Origin of the sequence: Pelagibacterium halotolerans B2 (genome assembly GCF_000230555.1) — a bacterium.
In the GTDB taxonomy this organism is placed as follows: domain Bacteria; phylum Pseudomonadota; class Alphaproteobacteria; order Rhizobiales; family Devosiaceae; genus Pelagibacterium; species Pelagibacterium halotolerans.
The window spans coordinates 3,705,712-3,723,352 of record NC_016078.1; the positions used below are offsets into that span (position 1 = coordinate 3,705,712).

Sequence of the window (17,641 nt, forward strand, 5' to 3'; positions counted from 1 at the left end):
GCGGGATGCCGATGGTTGATTTCAAGGGACTGGAAACCTTCGTCTGGGTGGTTTCGCTGGGCAGCTTTCGTGGCGCGGCGCAAAAACTCAACACGACCCAACCCGCCATTTCCCATCGCATCGCCCAGCTCGAAGAAGAGATCGGCGCCAAGCTCCTGACGCGCGAAACCCGCAACATCACGCCAACAGCACCGGGCCGGCAATTGCTCGCCTATGCTGAAAAGATGATCGCCATGCGCGCCGAAATGCTGGCCGCCCTGCGCGATGCATCTGCCATTCGCGGCGTCATCCGTCTCGGGGTCGCCGAAACCATCGTCCACACGTGGCTGCCTCACTTCATCAAGGAAGTGAGCCGTGCCTATCCCCATCTTTCGGTGGAAATCGAAGTCGATATCTCCCCCTCGTTGCGCAGCCGTCTTCTGGCCCAGGAGATCGACATCGCCTTCCTGCTCGGTCCGTTAAGCGCGCCGCTGCTGCGCAATCGGCTGCTGTGCGAATATCCTTTGGGTTTTATCGCCAGCCCTGCTCTCAACGTCCCCAATCCGGCCACGGTTTACGATCTTGCCGAGTTCCCGCTCATCACCTTCGCGCGCAAGACCCAGCCCTACGAACTGGTCAAGTCCCTGTTCAACCGCCCCGATCTTCCAGCCATCAAGCTGCACGCCAGCGCGTCGATGGCGACGGTCGTTCATCTGGCCCTTGAGGGGATCGGGGTCGCGGTCATTCCCTATGAGCTTGTCGAAGCCGAGCTCAACGCCGGCCGGCTCGAACTCATCAGGACCGACATCGCCATGCCGCAACTGACCTTTTGCGCAAGCTGGCTCGAATCCCCCGATACGCTGGCCACCGAACTGGTCGTCGATATCGCCACACGCGTCACCGCCAACCGCGCCGCTTTTACGCCTATGGCCACGCCGCAAACGACCCCGACATCCTGATCTGGCTGCGGGTGAATTCAATCCTGTACTGGCGCGGTGACTTTCCGGTCAGGCGTTTGAAAAAGCGCGAAAAATAGGCTGGATCGTCGAAGCCGAGAACCGTGGCGATCTCGGAAATATGCATGCCCGATGTTTCGATCATCTGGCGTGCTTCCGCCATCAGCCGGGCGTGGATGAGCGCCAGGGGTGCCTGGCCGGTTGCGCGCTGGACGGCGCTGTTGAGCCGATCGGTGGATACCCCCAGATAGCGTGCATAATCGGCAACCGACCAATGGCTGCGCATCTGCTGGTCGACAAGATGAAGAAAGTTGGAAACCACCGTACGTGGCGCCGGCTGAGCGTCATTGGGCACAAGGTCGGAACTGCGCCACAAAAGGATCGAAACGATCGCCAATTGATGGCGTACCATCTCCTGGGAGCCGGCCGGCCCCTCGCGCAACTCGTCCTCTATGATCCCGATCAGCGTCGCCAGACGATTGGCCACCTCGCGCGTCAGGCGGGTGCCCAATTGGGGGCGGGCGGAAATTCGCCGCAGATCGTCCCCGATATTGCCCGGCAGCGCGATCTGGCTCAGCGCCGCATCGCTTATCGCCAGCCACGCTCCCCGGGAACCGGCATAAAGGGTCAGCGTCGCAGGCTGCCCAGTGGGCACCCAGACGAGCGACGGAGCCTGAAGCCCGGTAGCCTCGTCCCGATAGTGAATGCTTCCCGTACCGGAAATCAGGACGAAAACCCGATTGCGACGCCCATGCAGCGTCCACTGCGTCGTATCCAGGGTCGAGGCAATTGTCTGGCTTTCGACTTCCTGCGCCAGATCGAGCCGCACGCGCAACGGCAAATTTTGTACTGAGTCCGTCATCACGCCTCCCAATTCCGTCAAAAGTACAAATTTCTTCCCAAAAAGTCTATTCTGGTGATCATCGTTTTCGCGATAGCGTCAGGCCAGCGCCGGGGAAGGAATATGCCTTCCCGCCGGGACGCATGCCCAAAAGGGCGAGAGGAGGATTTCCATGACATTGTTTTCCCGCAGGGTTGTCCTGCGTTCGATTGGCGTTGCCGCAACTCTTATGGCCAGCGTCAGTGCCTTTGCCGTATCCGCGCAGGAGCGCACTTCGGTCAGGATCGGCTATGCCGTTTCAAAGACCGGTGCCAATGCCGGCGGGGCTGGCATCACAACCATTCCCAACTACGACCTCTGGGTCCATGATGTGAACGCGGCGGGCGGGCTCGAAATGCCCGATGGCACTCGCCTGCCCATCGAAGTGATCGAATATGACGACCGCTCCTCGTCCGAGGAAGTGGTGCGTGCCGTCGAGCGTCTCGCCACTCAGGACGAAGTCGATTTCATGCTCGTGCCCTGGGGCACCGGCTTCAATCTCGCCGTTGCGCCGCTTTTTGATCGCTTCGGCTATCCCCAGCTCGCCGTTTCGGCGGTGACCGACCGTGCCCCGGAATTCGTGGAACGCTGGGATCGCAGCTTCTGGCTGCTCGGCGGCGGCGGAGACTACACGGATGCTTTGGCCGACATTCTCGTCCAGCAGCGCGACGCCGGTGTCATCAACAATGACGTCGCCGTCATTTCAGTGGCCGATGGGTTCGGCATCGATCTCATCACTGCCGCCCGCGAATCCTTTGCCGAAGCCGGGCTCAATATGGTCTATGACGTGACCTATCCTGTCGGCACCACCGACTTCACGCCCATGATCAATGAATCTGCCGCCACGGGTGCAGACACATTCGTCGCCTTCTCCTATCCCCCCGACACCTTCGCGTTGACCCAGCAGGCCCAGGTCGCCCAGTTCAATCCCAAAGTGCTCTATCTTGGCGTCGGAACCGGCTTTCCCGCCTACGGCATCAACAATGGTCCCAATGCCGAGGGCATCATGAGCCTTGGCGGTATCGACATCACCAATGAAGCGGTGATGGATTATCGTCAGCGTCACGAGGAATTCGTTGGTCAGGCGCCCGACTGGTGGGGCAGCGTCATCACCTATGCCAGCCTGCAGATGCTCCAGGAAGCCATCAAGCGTCACGGTCTTGACCGCGATGCGGTGTCCGAAGAGCTTTCGACCGGAACCTTTGAAACGGTGCTGGGGGAGACCACGCTCGAAAACAACCAGTTGCGGACCCTCTGGTTCGGTGGCCAGTGGCAGGACGGCAATTTCGTCGCCGTCGCCCCTTCCGACCGTGAAGGCGCGGTAGAGCCCATCCTGCCCAAGCAACCCTGGTTGCCGACCAACAACTAGGCCGATCTTTCAACCCGGCAACCGGGCCGATGGCCCGGTTGCGTCCCGGCCCCCGCGCTTGGGAACAGGTGATTTTTAATGCTGACAACGCTCATAGCCGGACTTGTGCTCGGCGGCACCTATGCACTGGTCGCCATGGGGCTGACCCTGCAATATGGCATTTCGCGCATCATGAATCTCGCTTATGGCGAGACGATCATCTTTGCCGCGTTCGCCGCCTTTTTTCTGTTTTCAAACTTCGCCATCAACCCCATCCTCGGGCTCGTCATCGTTTTGCCCGCCGCGTTCGCCTTCGGGTATGTGATCTACGGCGTCATGATGCAGCCGCTGGTCAAACGATCGGCCAAAAGCGGCACGCTTGAAGTGGATTCGATCCTGGCGACCTTCGGACTGCTGTTTGTGATCCAGGGCGTGATGCTCGTTGTCTTCGGGTCGAATTACACGAGCTACAACTATCTCAATTTCGGCGTGAATGTGCTGGGCGCCAATATCGCCGCCAACCGCCTTCTGGCGTTTGCCATCGCGGTGGCGATCGGGGGAAGTTTGTTTCTTCTTCTCACTCGCACCCGCTGGGGCACGACCATCCGCGCTATCGCCGTTGCACCCAATTCCGCGCCGCTGGTGGGCATCGATGTCAACCGTACGGCACGCTTTGCCTTTGCATTGGGCACCATGCTCGCTGCATCCGGTGGCGTCATGATTTCCATGTATCAGACCTTCACGGCCTCAATGGGCGTGGTCTTCACAATGAAGGCGCTGGTTATCGTCATAATGGGTGGTCTGGGCAATCTGATGGGCGCCCTGGTCGCCGGCCTTTTGCTGGGCATCGTTGAAACGCTTGTTGCAACCTATGTCGATCCGGGTCTGACCCTTGCCTCGACCTACCTCATCTTCCTTGCCGTGCTGCTCTGGAAGCCCTCGGGTCTGTTCGGAAAGGCGGCAGGACGATGAAAATAATCCTTGCTCTTGTCCTCGTCGTCATGGCTCTGGCAGCCCTTGCCTGGTTGCCAACCCAATTTGGCGCCTATGGCGTGGGCCTGTTGCTCGGGATGACGGGCTATGTGGTCCTCGCAAGTGCCTGGGCCCTGTTTTCCGGCCCCACGCGCTATGTGTCCCTGGCCACCGTCGCGTTCTTTGGCATCGGTGCCTATACGGTCGCCGTACTGAGCGAAACCTTGCCTTACCCGGCTGTCTTGCTCGTCGCCGCGCTGATCGGACTCGCGGTCGCCCTGGTCGTTGGCTTGGCCACCTTGCGCCTGGCGGGCGTCTATTTCGTGATCTTCACCTTTGGTCTGGCCGAATTGATCCGCCAACTCGTCACCTGGTATGAAGTCAATGTGACGGGCACGCTGGGTCGCTACATCTTCCTGCCCATTAGTTCCGAACAGATCTATTGGCAGCTTTTGGGACTTGCCGCCATTACCATCGGCATCGGCTGGTGGATTTCGCGCTCCCGTATCGGTCTGGCCCTCAAAGTCATAGGCGACGATGAAACGGTGGCCGCCCATACCGGCATCAACATCGCCGGGGTCAAGCTTGCCCTCTTCGCCGTCAGCGCCACAATCATCACGCTGGTTGGTGCCATTCAGGCTCCGCGCTGGACCTATGTGGAACCCTCAATCGTCTTTAATCCCACAATATCGTTCCTGACCCTGATCATGGCTTTGCTCGGCGGCGCCAACCGGCTCTGGGGCCCCATGCTTGGTGCCATCCCGTTGTTCCTGCTGTTTGAATGGCTGAGCGCCAATTTCCCCAGCCACTATTCGATCATTCTGGGTCTGATGTTCATCGCCATCGTCTTTGTCGTCCCTCGCGGCGTGCTGGCGCTGCTTGAAGATTTATGGAAACGCGCCCGTCCTGCGCGCAAGCCGGACGATGCGGCGGAAAGGGAGGCGGTCCAATGACGCAGCTCGTTGAGATAACCGGTCTCAAAAAGCAGTTCGGTGGGCTGACCGCCGTCAATGAGGTGAGCTTTTCGGTCACCGAAGGCGAGATCGTCGCGCTGCTCGGGCCCAATGGCTCGGGCAAGACGACGGTGCTCAACATGATCTCGGGCGCGCTGTCCCCCACATCGGGAACCATCGCGCTGGGCGGCGATACAATCTCCGGGCTATCCCCACATCGCATTGCGCATAAGGGGGTTGCCCGCACCTTCCAACTCGTCAAGATACTGCCCTCTCTGACCGTGGCCGAAAACGTCATCGCCGCTTTGGCCTTCAAGCCCTATCCGCTTTGGGGAAGCGCGGCGCATGACAGAGCCGAGGAGCTACTGGTCCAGTCTGGCCTGGGAGGACGTGGCGGCGAATACGCGAGCGATCTGACCTATATCGACCAAAAGCGCATGGAATTGGCCCGCGCCCTTGCCGCCGAGCCGCGCCTGCTGTTGCTCGACGAATGGCTTTCGGGGCTCAATCCGACCGAACTTCGTGTCGGCATCGATCTTATCGTCTCGCTGCGCGAACGCGGCATGACCATATTGCTCGTCGAACACATCATGGAGGCGGTGCGCGCTCTTTGCAGTCGTGCCGTCGTCATGAATGTCGGGAAAAAGATCGCCGATGGCCCAACCGCGGACGTCCTCGCCGATCAGGCTGTGATCTCGGCCTACCTGGGAGACGCTCATGCTTGAGATCAGAAACCTATCCTTGCGCTATGGCCGCCATCTGGCGCTCGACGACATCTCTGTTTCGATCGCGCAAGGTGAAACCGTCGTAATTCTTGGTGCCAATGGTGCGGGCAAGTCGTCTCTCCTCAAGGCCGTCGCCGGGCTGGTCAAGCCCGAGGGAAAATCGGTCATCGCGCTTGAGGGCAATTCGATCCTCGGCACGCCGCCACACCGCATCCCCGAAGCCGGCATTGCGCTGGTGCCTGAGGGCAGGGGCGTGTTCGGTGATCTCACGGTCGAGGAAAACCTCACCCTGGGCGCCAATCCCAAACGAGCCCGGGCCACAGAAGTCGAGCGCCACGCCTTGATCTTCGAGCTTTTCCCCCGACTCGCGGAACGCAGAAACCAGATGGTTCGGACCATGTCGGGTGGAGAACAGCAGATGGTCGCCATCGGCCGGGCTCTGATGAGCAATCCGAAATACCTGATGCTCGACGAACCCAGCCTCGGGCTTGCGCCTATCGTTGTGACCGAGCTGTTTTCCGCCCTGCGCAAGGTGCAGCAGACCGGCGTCGGCCTGTTGCTGGTTGAACAGAACGTATCGATTTCGCTTTCGATTTCCGACCGTGGCTATCTTATGGAAGCCGGCCGGATCGTGGGCGAAAACACCGCAGAGGCGCTCAAGACCGACGCTGCGGTGCAAAAGGCATTCCTTGGCGGCACAGCCGCCTGATTGAATAAGGAGAAGAACCATGGAACAGCTCGGCCTGCTCATTGGCAATGAAGATCACGAGGCAACCGGAGGCGCTGTGTTTGATCGCCTCAACCCCATTTCGGGCGAGGTGGCGACCCGCGCTGCGGCCGCCACCGTCGAAGACGCCCGCAGGGCTGCCGACGCTGCCGCTGCGGCGTTTCCCGAATGGTCCAAGACCCTGCCCAAGGAGCGGCGCAAGATCCTCTTGAAGGCCGCAGATCTGCTTGAGGAAAAAGGCCCCAAATTCGTTGAAGCCATGGGTGCCGAAATCGGCGCGACGGCCGGCTGGGCCATGTTCAACGTCATGCTCGCCGCCGACATGCTGCGCGAGGCCGCCAGCCTTGTGACCCAGATCAAGGGTGAGATCGTGCCCTCGAACCGTCCAGGCAGCCTTGCCATGGCAGTGCGCCAGCCCGCAGGCGTTGTACTTGCCATGGCGCCCTGGAACGCACCGGTCATTCTCGGTGTGCGCTCGCTGGCCACCCCCCTGGCCTGCGGCAACACGGTAGTGATGAAGACCTCCGAGCTCTGCCCGCGCACCCACCGCCTGATTGTGGAAACGCTGCTTGAAGCCGGCCTTCCCAAGGGCGCTCTCAATGCCGTCTCCAACGCACCTGATGACGCCGCCGAAATCGTTGAAGCCCTGATTGCCCATCCGGCGGTGCGCCGCGTCAATTTCACAGGGTCGACCCGCGTTGGCCGCATCATCGGGGAAACGGCGGGACGTCATCTTAAGCCCGCCCTGCTCGAATTGGGCGGCAAGGCGCCGTTCATCGTTCTCGACGATGCCGATCTCGATGAAGCCGTCGCCGCGGCCGCCTTCGGCGCCTATATGAACCAGGGCCAGATCTGCATGTCCACCGAACGCCTCGTGGTCATGGACGGCGTCGCCGATGCCTTCGTCGCCAAGCTGGCCGAAAAGGCCCGCACACTCGTCGCCGGCGATCCGCGCAAGGGCGATACCCCCCTCGGATCGGTTGTCGATGCCAGCGCCGCCCAGCGCCTCGAGCAACTCATCAAGGACGCGACGGGCAAGGGTGCGGTTCTGGCTGCAGGCGGACGCATCGAAGGCACCATCATGGACGCGACCCTGCTCGACAAGGTCTCGCCCTCGATGCGCATTTACAGCGAGGAGTCGTTCGGCCCGGTCGTCACTGTGGTTCGTGTCGGCAGCATCGATGAAGCCGTTCGTGTGGCCAACGACACCGAATACGGGCTCTCCTCGGCCGTGTTCGGCAAGGACACCAACCGCGCCCTCGCCGTGGCCCGCCGTATCGAAAGCGGCATTTGCCACGTCAACGGACCCACCGTCCACGACGAAGCCCAGATGCCCTTTGGCGGCGTCAAGGCATCAGGTTATGGACGGTTTGGCGGAAATTGGGGCATTGCCGAATTTACCGAATTGCGCTGGGTGACCGTCCAGGACGGCCACATCCACTATCCCATCTGACCCATGGGGATGCTTGAGGGGAAAATCTGCGTCGTCACCGGCGGCGCTGGCAGCATCGGTCGTGCAACGGCGCGGCTGATGCTCGAGGAGGGGGCAAGGCTTGTCCTCTCCGATCTTTCGGCGGAGGGCCTGGAACGTGCCGGGGCGGAACTGCCGGACGGCGAGGTAGCCCTGTTGCCCACTGACGTCTCCGACGCCGACAGCGTAAGAACGCTTGCCGCAAGAACACGCGAGACATTCGGCCATGTCGATGTTGTCTTTTCCAACGCCGGCAATTTCGGCGCCGTAGCGCCCATAGAGAACTATCCTGAAAATGTCTTCGAGGCCGTGCACGCCGTTCATGTGCGCGGCGCGTTTCTGGTTGCCAAATATCTCACCCCGCTCATGGGGCAGGGCGGCAGCTTCATCATCAATTCGAGCGTAGCGGCAACGCGAGGCGACCCGGGCGTTTATGCCTATATCACGGCCAAGCATGCACAGGTGGGGCTGATGCGCTGTCTTGCCAAGGAGCTTGCGCCGCGTGGTATTCGGGTGAACACCATTCATCCCGGACCGATAGACAATGACTTCCAACTCGACGTTGAGAAAGGTCTCGGCGAAGAGATCGGCCGCGACGGCACGGCGTTTTTCAACGAGATGATCCCCATGGGCCGCCACGGTAGCCCCAAGGAAATCGCCAGATCAGTGCTCTACTTGGCCTCTTCCCTGTCTAGCTTTACGACAGGATCCATGCTCATGGCCGATGGTGGTATGAGCGCCTGAAAAAGGCGCCCCGAGGGGCGCCTTTCAAGTCAGCGAAACAGGGAATTGACGTAATCGGCGCCGATGCCGACCTTGTCGTAATGGGTCCGGCACATCTCGATATAATTGTGCACGTCGAAATACCCATTGGGTTCGCCCGCCTCATCGAGCCAGATCAGTGGCCCGGTGACGGTGAAGAACACCTTCATGGGCTCCTCATGCTCATAGGCGACCAGCGTATGGCCCTCCCCGGGCGTCTCATAGACGAAATCGCCCTTGGTTGCCGTCCAGTCGTGCTCGAGATACCCCCATTTGCCCGACAGCGTCAGCGCGAAAACCTCATGGGGATGATAGTGCCGGTTCACCAGACCGGCCTCCTTGGCCATCAGGATATCGCACCACTTGTTCTGGGTTGGCGAAATCCAAAGTGGCCGCGAGGAGACCGTTTCGGTAAACGGCACATAATAGCGTTCGTCATCGGTCGGCGCGTTTTCCAGATAGACTTCGGGCAGCGCGTCAGGCTGGAAGACCTTGGTGATTGGTTTCAGATCTTTCCAGAATTCGGTCTTGGCAAGTTCAGGCATGTATCTCCTCCAGGGTGAGGCCCGGTTCAGTTGCGGATTGTGATATCGAGCAGCGCCAGCGTCCGCTTTTGCGAAATATGGTCGATGGCCTCGGCCAGAGCAGTTTCCAGCGCATCGGCGCTTTCTACCTTGCGTGCGTACGCACGGCTTGCCTCGGCCACCTTGATGAAGTCGGGGATGGGCGAAAGCGCCGTCAGTGGCATCTGGTTGGATTTTGAAGCGTACCCGTCGGGATAGATGTCGAGCACCGAATGGCGTACCGCTGCCCATTCGGCATTATTCATCACGATAACCAGCACCGGCAGGTCCAGCGCTTCAGCGATCTGGTGGCAGGCCACGGGGTTGGCGAACATATAGGACCCATCCCCCATGGTCGCGACGACAAGCTGCTCACGGTCAGCCAGTTGCATGCCCAGCGCTGCTGGGAACGACCAGCCCAGCCCCCCCGCATGCGGTTCCTGATACCAGGCGCGATGATGATCCAGCGTCATCGCCGGCATCGGACAACCCCGTTCCGAGAGCAGCACGGCTTGGCGCCCCGCCAGCGCCTGCGACACTTTGAGCGCCACGTAGTCGGCGGTCATCGTGCCCTCGCGGCCGATTTTTGCGCGTTCGATCGCCTCCTTGCGCGTTGCCGCATTGCGCTCGACGATCTCAGTCTTGCGTACACCAACGGCGTCGCCGGGTTCACTTCCGTCCATCGCCGCGGCCAGCGCCAGAACGCCGTCTGATAATTCGCACGCAATCGAAATATCGGAGCGGAAATTGCGGATCGGCATGCGCGCCTTGAGCGGATCGGGGCCCATATGAACCACCGTCGCATCCTCACGCGCCGCGTGTGCCTGCTGCGACCATGGGGCCAGCGAATCGAGCACGATCACCAGATCGGCGCGCTCCAGAAGCCATTTGGGATCGATGCCGGCATACATAGGGTGGTCGGTGGCGATGGCGATCTGCACCGCCCAGTAATGGCAAACGGGAATGGCCCAGCGCTCCGCCAACCCACCAAGCGCCGCAAAGGCCTCTGCGCTCCCTGCGCCATGCTGGGCAAGAATGACCGGAAACTTTGCCTCTGCCAGCTTTCTTGCCACTTGCCCGATCTGTGTCGGATCGGCGCCGATCCGGGCCGGCTGCATGCTCAGAGGGGAAGTAATATCGTCAGGTTTGTAGGGTTCGCACAGAACCTCGCGCGGCAGCGCCGCATAGACGGGTCCCCTGGGCGTTGAATTGGCAATAGCGTAAGCCCGATCCACGAGCGCTCCCGCCTGCTCGGGAAACCGCAGCTCATAGTCCCATTTGACGGCCTCACGAACCAGCGCGGCCTGATCGCGCATTTCCTGTCCCCAGCCGATAGGCACTGTACGCGCTCCGAACCTGCCGGATTCGGTCACCGGCGTTCGGCCGGAAAACAGCATGATCGGAATGTTTTCAACCGCTGCGTTGATGGCCCCGGTTGCGCAATTGGCCAGCCCCACATTGGTGTGGGCCATCACGGCCTGCGAGCGTCCGGTCGCGAGATAATAACCGTGTGCCATGCCCATAGCGGCGCTTTCATGGGGCATCACCAGCGCTTCTGGCAACGGCACGTCCTTGGCCGAAGCCTCGGCCAGCCCTTCGATGATCGGCGGGAAGTCCGTTCCCGAATTGGCGAAGACATAATCGACGCCGACAGCCTTGAGCCGTGCAAGCAGAGCGCCGCCTGCCGTGAGAGTGAGCTGCTTATGTTGGTTCATTTAAACTGCTATATATGAAATGTAAATATCATATCAAAGCATGTCGACTGTGGCGATCATAGTCAATTGCTAATCGAAACAATGGGCGGCAGGTTTGAAAATAAGTGAGAAAGTGCGGAAAAGCATGAATTTGGCTGACAAATTCATAACCACAGCCATATGAATATGGGCGAGAAAGTTATTTTACAATGCGCATGTATGTAGTCTAAATTTGAAATATCCGATGCATGACGTCGGTTCACATTGTCCCGCTGGAGAGGGACCAGGAGGAGAAAACCATGACATTTTCGTTGCCTCGCGCGGCCTTGGGTGCCGGCGCGCTACTCTTTTCCACGGCTCTGGCAGGTCCGGCTTTCGCGCAGGCCGAGTTCACCTTCACCCTGCATCACTTTCTGGGGCCGGGCGCGCCGGCGCAGACGCAGATGCTCGAGCCCTGGGCCGAGCGTATCGAAGAAGCTTCCGATGGCCGCGTCGATATCGAAATCTATCCCTCGATGTCGCTCGGCGGCACGCCAGCCGAACTGATCCGCCAGGCGCGCGATGGCGTCGTCGACATGATCTGGACCCTGAACGGCTATTCGCCCGGGCTCTTCCCGCGCACCGAAGTGTTCGAACTGCCCAATGTCCACACCAACGATCCCATAGCCACAAATCTGGCGATCGCTGAGTTGTTCGATGAATATCTGGCCGAAGAACATGTGGGCGTTCAGGTGCTGTTCCAGCACGTCCACGCCGGGCAGGCCATTCATATGGCATCCAAGGAAGTCCGCTCGCCCGATGATCTGGCCGGCACCACGCTGCGCATTCCGACGCGGACCGGTGCATGGGTCGTCGAGGCTCTGGGCGGTAACCCGGTCTCCATGCCGGTGCCCGATTTTCCGCAGGCGCTTTCACGCGGCGTTGTCGATGGTGGGCTTGTTCCCTGGGAAATCATTCCCGCCCTCCAGCTCCAGGATCTGACCGATTACCAGATCGAACTGGCCGACAAGGGCCGTCTGGGTGCCAGCGTCTTCCAGGTCTCGATGAATCTCGACCGCTGGAATTCGCTGCCTGAGGATATCCAACAGATATTCCTCGACAATTCGGGCGAAGACTGGCTGCGCGAAGTGGGTCAGATCTGGCGCGATATCGACGAGGCGGGCATCGCCATTGCCACCGAAGCGGGCAATGAGCACATCACCCTGACCGAAGAGGAAAGCGCTGCCTTCATCGAGGCCGTCGAGCCCGTGATCGGTCGCTGGGTCGACGAAGTCGGCGGGCAGGGGTCAATCGATGCCCAGGCCATCGTCGATGCCGCTCGCGCCGCAGTCGCCGCTCACGCCGAATAGGGGAATGACAATGGCAGCGACGCCGAAACGACAGGCTGTGGTGCGGATCGTTCGCGATCTCACTCGCTATTGGGCCCTGCTTGGCGGACTCGTCATCCTCGGCGTCGTTGCCGTCAACGTTTACAGCGTGGCGCTGATCATGCTGTTCGACCGACCTTTTCCGGGCGTCTATGAAATCGTCCAGGTGGGTACGGCGGTCGGCATGTTCATGTTCCTGCCCTATTGCCAGATCACCGGCGCCAATGTCACCGCTGACATTTTCACCTCGGGCATGGGCCGTCGGGCGATCGTGGCGCTGACCGGGCTTGGTGCGCTTTGCGCCATCGCCTTTGCGGCCATCTTTCTCTGGCGCATGAGCTTTGGCCTGATCGACCAGATGACCTATCGCGAAACCACAGCCATCTACCAGTTTCCGCTCTGGTATGCCTTCCTGCCCATCCTGGTTTCGCTGGCACTGTTGGCGCTTGCTGGTCTCGCCAACCTTATCCAGGCCACCGCCGGCATCGTTCCGGAAGAAGCCGAGTCTGCCTGAACCGTCTCAACCCGATCGGATCATTTCCCATGACTTCACAATTGCTGGTCGGATTGACCGGTCTGACCGTCCTGATCGGCATGATCGCCATCCGCATTCCCATTGGTTACGCCATGGCGGCGGTCGGCATGGGCGGCGTCCTGATTCTCTCAGGTCCCGCCATCCTGCTCTCCCAGCTCAAAACCCTGGCCTATGGCACCTTCTCAAATTATGATCTCTCGGTCGTTCCCCTGTTCATCCTGATGGGCCATATCGCCACCAAGGCCCAGTTGTCCCAGAGCCTGTTTCGGGCCGCCAATGCCTGGTTCGGCCGGTTGCGCGGCGGTGTCGCCATGGCGGCAATCGCTGCCTGCGCGGGCTTTGGTGCGGTTTGCGGCTCGTCGCTTGCAACCGCCTCGACAATGGGCAAGGTGGCGCTCCCCGAACTGCGCCGCTACAAATATTCGCCGGCTCTGGCGACGGGTACGCTCGCCGCTGGCGGTGTACTGGGCATTCTCATTCCGCCCTCGGTCGTTCTCGTCGTGTACGCGGTGATCGTGGAAGCCAATATCGTCACCATGTTTTCGGCCGCGCTGGTCCCGGGCCTGATTGCTGTCGTGTTCTTCATGATCGTCATCGCGATCTACACCTGGCTCGTGCCCGAAGCGGGGCCGCGCGGTGGCCAGGTCAGCCGTGAGGAACTGACAAGAGCCACCATCGGCGTCCTGCCGGTCGTCGTTGTCTTCGGTCTGGTCATCGGCGGCATTTACGCGGGGCTGTTCACTCCCACGCCCGCTGCCTCGATCGGCGTGTTCCTTGTTCTCGCCTATGGCGTGGCGCGGCGTCTTGTCGGCTGGCGCGATCTGCTCGATTCCATCCTCGAAACAGCCAAGACTGCCGGCATGATCTACCTGATCGTTCTGGGTGCCGAATTGCTCAAGATCTTCATGTCGCGCGGTGGCGTGCCTCAGGCGGCGGCCGACATGATGCTCAATTCGGGGCTGGAGCCGATGATGATCCTCATCCTGCTCCTCGTCGCCCTGATTGTCCTCGGATGCCTCATGGATTCGCTTTCGATGATCCTGCTGGCCATGCCCTTTTTCTGGCCGGTGATCGCCCAGCTCGATTTCGGCATGACCCCCGATGATACCAAGGTCTGGTTCGGAATTCTGGCGCTGATCGTTGTCGAGCTTGGGCTGATAACGCCGCCCGTGGGTATGAACGTCTTTGTCATCAATTCCATGGCCCGCGACATTCCCATGTGGGAGACGTTCAAAGGCGCGCTGCCGTTTTTTGCCGCCGAAATCGTTCGGGTCGCACTTTTGCTGGCATTTCCGGCAATAGTGTTGTTCTTTCCCAGACTTCTCGGGTAGGCGGCAAACGGGGGTCGGATTGGCCACGCAACTCAACAATTCGGTTTCCAAGGCGTTCGACATCCTGCGCCTTCTCGGACGTGGCCGTCAGCGTGTTTCGGCGGCTGACGTGGTGCGCGAACTTGGCATGAACGCCATCACCGCCCATCGCTTCCTCAAGACCCTGGAAGCGGAAGGCGCGCTCGTTCAGGTGAGCAAAGGCAGTTTCCGCCTCGGCTATATGTTGGTGGATCTCGGTGACCGCGCCCTCGAGCAGGATCGGCTCGGCCAACTCATGCAACCGCTGCTTGAGGAAATCACGGGCGATCTCAAAGAAGCCTCGATGGCCACCATCTACCAGATCGGTATGGTGGTCTGTGTCGCTCGGGCCATGCCGCAGCGCTCGCTTTCGGTCGATATCAGAGTGGGTGACCGGCTCGAAGCCTATTGCACGGCGCATGGCAAGATGTGGCTGGCTCATGTTTCGCCGCGTGAGCGGGAAAAATACCTTTCCTCGCTGAAATTCGAAGCGTTTACCAACCGCACCATCACCGCTCGGGCCGAACTCGAAGAGGAAATCGAACTTTCGCGTCAGCGCGGCTTTTCCTACAATATGGGAGAACGCGAAGAAGGTATAACGGCCATCGCCGTGCCGGTGCTCACCTCGGGCGGACGCATGGTTGCCGGACTTTCGATGTTCGGTCCCACGTCCCGTATAAATCGCGATACCCTCGACAGCGCCATCGACCGGCTCAAATCGGCCGCATGTGAAGCTTCCGTCCTGCTCTATGGCAAAGGACTGGCCGAATAAGAGCCGATCGCGGCGATCAGCGCGACCACCCCAGCCGTTTCGCGATATTGATCGCGCTTTGACGCACCAATTCCTTGAGGTCGGGATCGGTCTGTTCCACCTTCTGATCGGGAACCACAATGGAAATGGTAGCTCGGCAGGCTCCCGCAGCATCAAGGATCGGTGCCGCAATGCAGGCAATCGAATAGGCCGATTCTCCAGCCTGGATCGAAAGCCCGGCATCGAGCGCCTGACGCGAACTTGCCGTCAGAATCTCGATATCGGTTTCGGCCCGGCCGGTAGGTGATGGGCAACTGGCATGGGAGAAAATCGCGCGTCGCTCGTCTTCAGGCAGGTGCCCGACCAGCAACCGCCCGGAGGCCGACCAGTTGAGCGGCGTGCGGCTGCCCACTTGCGAGGCGACCTGAAAATGGTCCGGCCCGTCGACCATCCCCAGCACCACCATGAAATCGCCGTCCCGCCCGCATATCTGAACGGTCTCGCCAGAAGCCAGCGCAAGGTCGCTCATTTCGTGGTTGGCGGCATCCAGAAGATCGACATGGCGCGCATAGGTCAGCCCGTAATGATAGAGCCGATGCCCGAACCACACCGTTCCGTCCTCGAACCGGTCCAGCATGTCCTTTTCGACAAGATCCTCGACAAGCGTATAAACCGTCGAAAGCGGCGCCCCCACGGCGCGGGCGATTTCATAGGCCGTCGCCGGCGCATCATTGCTCTGGAGAAAATCGAGCACCTGCAGAATGCGATCAAGCGCACTCGTCCGCGTGCGCTTGGTCTTCACAGCGTCCTTGGACGTGTCCAATGTGCTCATTTCGCCGATCCTCCCGCGAGTGCCGCGCCGGGTTCAGTTTGCATTATTCTCCCCGGCGCGCAAATACAGCGTCCTTAATCGGGCCAGTTGAGAATGGCCTTTTCCTGCGCCAGAACGCGCAGCCGCAAATCGGAAACGATCGGCGTATTGGACTTGCGCGCCGCATCGAGTTCCTCGGTCAGCCGTTCGGCGACGACGAACTCCTCGTCGGGATGCAGGTTGCAGGGATCGAGATAGAAGTAATTATGCTCAACCTCATGGTCGCGCACGATCACCGGCCTTTCCCCCTGTGCCATACGATCCGCCAGATCCCAGGCCGAAATGTTGGCGCCCTCGGGATCAACCAGCACCTTGAGCCGGTCGAGCGGATTGTCGGTTGGGTCAGGGTCGATGATGGCGGTGATGCCATCCCGTCCTTCCAGTGTGGATTGCCAGAGATCGAGCGCCCTTTGCTCGCGGGCCCTGATCCCGGCGTGGTCGCGCGTCTCCCAGGCTTCAAGCGCCGCGATAACGCCGGCAACGCCTTCTTTGCCCACCTTCATTCCGCGACCCACGCCACGGTTCTGCAGGTAACATGCGGCAACGAAGTTCTTTTCCCCCGCAATGATGCCCGAGGTCGGCCCGCCCAGAAACTTGTGCCCGGAATAGAGCACAAGATCGGCGCCCGTCTTGAGAAACTTCTCCAGATCGTATTCCGATGCCGCGTCCACGATCACCGGCACACCTTTTTCATGAGCAACCTCACAGAACGTTTCGAGCGCGATCTGTCCATAATCGACAACGTGGTGCGAAATCACGTAAACCGCCGCCGCGGTCTTGTCGGTTATGGCTCCGGCCAATTGGTAGGCATGCGCGCTGGTCGCCTGACCCACCGGTACCACTTTGGCACCCGAAAGCCTGATGCCCTGTTCGACCGGTGCGCCATAAGAGACCATGTGTCCCGTCTGGATGACGATCTCATCCTTGAGCCCCGTCGTATCGGGAAGGCGTTCGATGGCGGCCAGATCCTTGCCCGTCATGGCAGCGGCGCAGGCCAGCGTGACGGCCGCCGAGCACGACGCCGTCACGCACCCTGCTTCTGCTCCGGTCAGCCGTTCGATGGTGCGCGAAGCGATGCGCTGCAGGTCGGAGATTTCGGTCCATTGCGAGAGGATCGCGGTCACGGTCTCGACCGCATGCGGCACGACGATCGAAGCGCCCAGCGAAGTCATGGTTCCCGAACAATTGATGACGGGGCGCAGGCCAAGCGTTTTGCGGATATCGGTCATTGGGGCGTACTCAATTGTCTATGGCGACGATGGCTTCGATTTCCACCGTGATCGCGTTGGGGAGCGAGGAAAAGCCGACTGCAGAGCGGGCATGAATGCCCTTTTCGGCAAATACGGCGTTGAACAGGTCCGAACAGCCGTTGATGACCTGGGGATGCTCGGTAAAGTCGGAAGTGGCATTGACCATGCCCAGCACTTTGACGATGCGGCGCACCCGGCCCAGATCGCCCAGCGCTTCCTCCATCACCGCAATCAGGTTAAGCCCGGTCAGCTTGGCGTGGTCATAGGCCTCATCGGTCGAGACGGTATCGCCCACCTTTCCCGAGTGGCGCCGGCCATCGGGATAGGTCGGTCCCTGGCCCGAGAGATAGAGCATATTGCCCTCGATCACATGGGTGACGAAGTTGGCGATCGGCGGCGCGGCCGGGGGCAAGGTCAGCCCCAATGCGGTGAGCCGGTCGTAAGGGCTCTGGTCCGCGCGCTTTTTCGCCTCGGAGACAGTCATAGGA

At 60.6% G+C, this 17,641-nt stretch carries 18 protein-coding genes; 12 read left to right on the forward strand and 6 right to left on the reverse strand.

Annotated features, from left to right (window positions below; all coding sequences use genetic code 11):
* Positions 1-11: 11 nt before the first annotated feature.
* The gene (locus KKY_RS18175; protein WP_014132854.1) at positions 12-938 is read left to right on the forward strand and encodes a LysR family transcriptional regulator; all 927 of its coding nucleotides are present in this window, start codon (positions 12-14) and stop codon (positions 936-938) included.
* Here KKY_RS18175 and KKY_RS18180 read toward each other — a convergent pair.
* A complete protein-coding gene (locus KKY_RS18180) occupies positions 904-1,797 on the reverse strand; it encodes a helix-turn-helix domain-containing protein (protein ID WP_050811759.1) in 894 nt (297 codons plus the stop codon). The two genes, KKY_RS18175 and KKY_RS18180, sit on opposite strands and share 35 nt — an antisense overlap.
* Positions 1,798-1,948: 151 nt before the next feature.
* Here KKY_RS18180 and KKY_RS18185 point away from each other — a divergent pair, with 151 nt between their 5' ends.
* The 7 genes from KKY_RS18185 to KKY_RS18215 all read left to right on the forward strand — a co-directional run bounded on the left by KKY_RS18185 (position 1,949) and on the right by KKY_RS18215 (position 8,755).
* Positions 1,949-3,184, forward strand: coding sequence for an amino acid ABC transporter substrate-binding protein (locus tag KKY_RS18185; protein ID WP_014132856.1), 1,236 nt, complete (start codon positions 1,949-1,951; stop codon positions 3,182-3,184).
* A 78-nt stretch (positions 3,185-3,262) separates the two neighbouring features.
* Positions 3,263-4,135 carry a branched-chain amino acid ABC transporter permease gene (locus KKY_RS18190; RefSeq protein ID WP_014132857.1) on the forward strand — a complete coding sequence of 291 codons (873 nt, stop codon included), beginning with the start codon at positions 3,263-3,265 and terminating at the stop codon, positions 4,133-4,135.
* The gene (locus KKY_RS18195) at positions 4,132-5,088 is read left to right on the forward strand and encodes a branched-chain amino acid ABC transporter permease (protein ID WP_014132858.1); all 957 of its coding nucleotides are present in this window, start codon (positions 4,132-4,134) and stop codon (positions 5,086-5,088) included. Before KKY_RS18190 ends, KKY_RS18195 begins: the two co-directional genes overlap by 4 nt.
* Positions 5,085-5,813, forward strand: coding sequence for an ABC transporter ATP-binding protein (locus KKY_RS18200; protein WP_014132859.1), 729 nt, complete (start codon positions 5,085-5,087; stop codon positions 5,811-5,813). Before KKY_RS18195 ends, KKY_RS18200 begins: the two co-directional genes overlap by 4 nt.
* Positions 5,806-6,522, forward strand: coding sequence for an ABC transporter ATP-binding protein (locus KKY_RS18205; protein ID WP_014132860.1), 717 nt, complete (start codon positions 5,806-5,808; stop codon positions 6,520-6,522). Before KKY_RS18200 ends, KKY_RS18205 begins: the two co-directional genes overlap by 8 nt.
* Before the next feature lie 19 nt (positions 6,523-6,541).
* Entirely contained in the window at positions 6,542-7,993 is a 1,452-nt protein-coding gene (locus tag KKY_RS18210; RefSeq protein WP_014132861.1) for an aldehyde dehydrogenase, read from the forward strand.
* A 9-nt stretch (positions 7,994-8,002) separates the two neighbouring features.
* On the forward strand, positions 8,003-8,755 hold the full coding sequence (locus KKY_RS18215; RefSeq protein WP_014132862.1) for an SDR family NAD(P)-dependent oxidoreductase: 753 nt from the start codon (positions 8,003-8,005) through the stop codon (positions 8,753-8,755).
* 29 nt (positions 8,756-8,784) lie between these two features.
* Here KKY_RS18215 and KKY_RS18220 read toward each other — a convergent pair whose 3' ends face one another.
* Both KKY_RS18220 and KKY_RS18225 read right to left on the reverse strand, forming a co-directional pair.
* Entirely contained in the window at positions 8,785-9,318 is a 534-nt protein-coding gene (locus KKY_RS18220; RefSeq protein ID WP_014132863.1) for a 2,4'-dihydroxyacetophenone dioxygenase family protein, read from the reverse strand.
* A gap of 26 nt (positions 9,319-9,344) precedes the next feature.
* The gene (locus tag KKY_RS18225; protein ID WP_014132864.1) at positions 9,345-11,051 is read right to left on the reverse strand and encodes a thiamine pyrophosphate-requiring protein; all 1,707 of its coding nucleotides are present in this window, start codon (positions 11,049-11,051) and stop codon (positions 9,345-9,347) included.
* Positions 11,052-11,329: 278 nt separating this feature from the next.
* Between KKY_RS18225 and KKY_RS18230 the strand changes: the two genes are divergently transcribed.
* From KKY_RS18230 to KKY_RS18245, 4 genes are read left to right on the forward strand one after another with little or no spacing between them, the layout of a single operon-like run.
* On the forward strand, positions 11,330-12,379 hold the full coding sequence (locus tag KKY_RS18230; protein ID WP_014132865.1) for a TRAP transporter substrate-binding protein: 1,050 nt from the start codon (positions 11,330-11,332) through the stop codon (positions 12,377-12,379).
* Between the two features lie 10 nt (positions 12,380-12,389).
* Positions 12,390-12,911, forward strand: a complete 522-nt coding sequence (locus KKY_RS18235) for a TRAP transporter small permease (RefSeq protein WP_014132866.1) — start codon at positions 12,390-12,392, stop codon at positions 12,909-12,911.
* A 29-nt stretch (positions 12,912-12,940) separates the two neighbouring features.
* Entirely contained in the window at positions 12,941-14,263 is a 1,323-nt protein-coding gene (locus tag KKY_RS18240; protein ID WP_014132867.1) for a TRAP transporter large permease, read from the forward strand.
* A 19-nt stretch (positions 14,264-14,282) separates the two neighbouring features.
* A complete protein-coding gene (locus KKY_RS18245; protein ID WP_014132868.1) occupies positions 14,283-15,053 on the forward strand; it encodes an IclR family transcriptional regulator in 771 nt (256 codons plus the stop codon).
* Positions 15,054-15,069: 16 nt separating this feature from the next.
* On the opposite strand, the gene KKY_RS18250 is transcribed toward KKY_RS18245, so the two are convergent.
* The 3 genes from KKY_RS18250 to KKY_RS18260 all read right to left on the reverse strand — a co-directional run bounded on the left by KKY_RS18250 (position 15,070) and on the right by KKY_RS18260 (position 17,637).
* Positions 15,070-15,864, reverse strand: a complete 795-nt coding sequence (locus tag KKY_RS18250; RefSeq protein ID WP_014132869.1) for an IclR family transcriptional regulator — start codon at positions 15,862-15,864, stop codon at positions 15,070-15,072.
* Between the two features lie 74 nt (positions 15,865-15,938).
* Positions 15,939-17,132: an aminotransferase class V-fold PLP-dependent enzyme gene (locus KKY_RS18255; RefSeq protein WP_014132870.1), complete on the reverse strand. Its 1,194-nt coding sequence runs from the start codon at positions 17,130-17,132 to the stop codon at positions 15,939-15,941.
* Positions 17,133-17,142: 10 nt separating this feature from the next.
* The gene (locus tag KKY_RS18260) at positions 17,143-17,637 is read right to left on the reverse strand and encodes a RidA family protein (RefSeq protein ID WP_014132871.1); all 495 of its coding nucleotides are present in this window, start codon (positions 17,635-17,637) and stop codon (positions 17,143-17,145) included.
* Positions 17,638-17,641 lie beyond the last annotated feature (4 nt).

Coding starts and splice junctions, on each gene's coding strand:
- KKY_RS18180 (WP_050811759.1), bottom strand. CDS start 1,797: ATGACGGACTCAGTACAAAATTTGCCGTTGCGCGTGCGGCTCGATCTG.
- KKY_RS18190 (WP_014132857.1), top strand. CDS start 3,263: ATGCTGACAACGCTCATAGCCGGACTTGTGCTCGGCGGCACCTATGCA.
- KKY_RS18195 (WP_014132858.1), top strand. CDS start 4,132: ATGAAAATAATCCTTGCTCTTGTCCTCGTCGTCATGGCTCTGGCAGCC.
- KKY_RS18260 (WP_014132871.1), bottom strand. CDS start 17,637: ATGACTGTCTCCGAGGCGAAAAAGCGCGCGGACCAGAGCCCTTACGAC.
- KKY_RS18185 (WP_014132856.1), top strand. CDS start 1,949: ATGACATTGTTTTCCCGCAGGGTTGTCCTGCGTTCGATTGGCGTTGCC.
- KKY_RS18210 (WP_014132861.1), top strand. CDS start 6,542: ATGGAACAGCTCGGCCTGCTCATTGGCAATGAAGATCACGAGGCAACC.
- KKY_RS18240 (WP_014132867.1), top strand. CDS start 12,941: ATGACTTCACAATTGCTGGTCGGATTGACCGGTCTGACCGTCCTGATC.
- KKY_RS18215 (WP_014132862.1), top strand. CDS start 8,003: ATGCTTGAGGGGAAAATCTGCGTCGTCACCGGCGGCGCTGGCAGCATC.
- KKY_RS18200 (WP_014132859.1), top strand. CDS start 5,085: ATGACGCAGCTCGTTGAGATAACCGGTCTCAAAAAGCAGTTCGGTGGG.
- KKY_RS18220 (WP_014132863.1), bottom strand. CDS start 9,318: ATGCCTGAACTTGCCAAGACCGAATTCTGGAAAGATCTGAAACCAATC.
- KKY_RS18235 (WP_014132866.1), top strand. CDS start 12,390: ATGGCAGCGACGCCGAAACGACAGGCTGTGGTGCGGATCGTTCGCGAT.
- KKY_RS18230 (WP_014132865.1), top strand. CDS start 11,330: ATGACATTTTCGTTGCCTCGCGCGGCCTTGGGTGCCGGCGCGCTACTC.
- KKY_RS18225 (WP_014132864.1), bottom strand. CDS start 11,051: ATGAACCAACATAAGCAGCTCACTCTCACGGCAGGCGGCGCTCTGCTT.
- KKY_RS18250 (WP_014132869.1), bottom strand. CDS start 15,864: ATGAGCACATTGGACACGTCCAAGGACGCTGTGAAGACCAAGCGCACG.
- KKY_RS18175 (WP_014132854.1), top strand. CDS start 12: ATGGTTGATTTCAAGGGACTGGAAACCTTCGTCTGGGTGGTTTCGCTG.
- KKY_RS18255 (WP_014132870.1), bottom strand. CDS start 17,132: ATGACCGATATCCGCAAAACGCTTGGCCTGCGCCCCGTCATCAATTGT.
- KKY_RS18205 (WP_014132860.1), top strand. CDS start 5,806: ATGCTTGAGATCAGAAACCTATCCTTGCGCTATGGCCGCCATCTGGCG.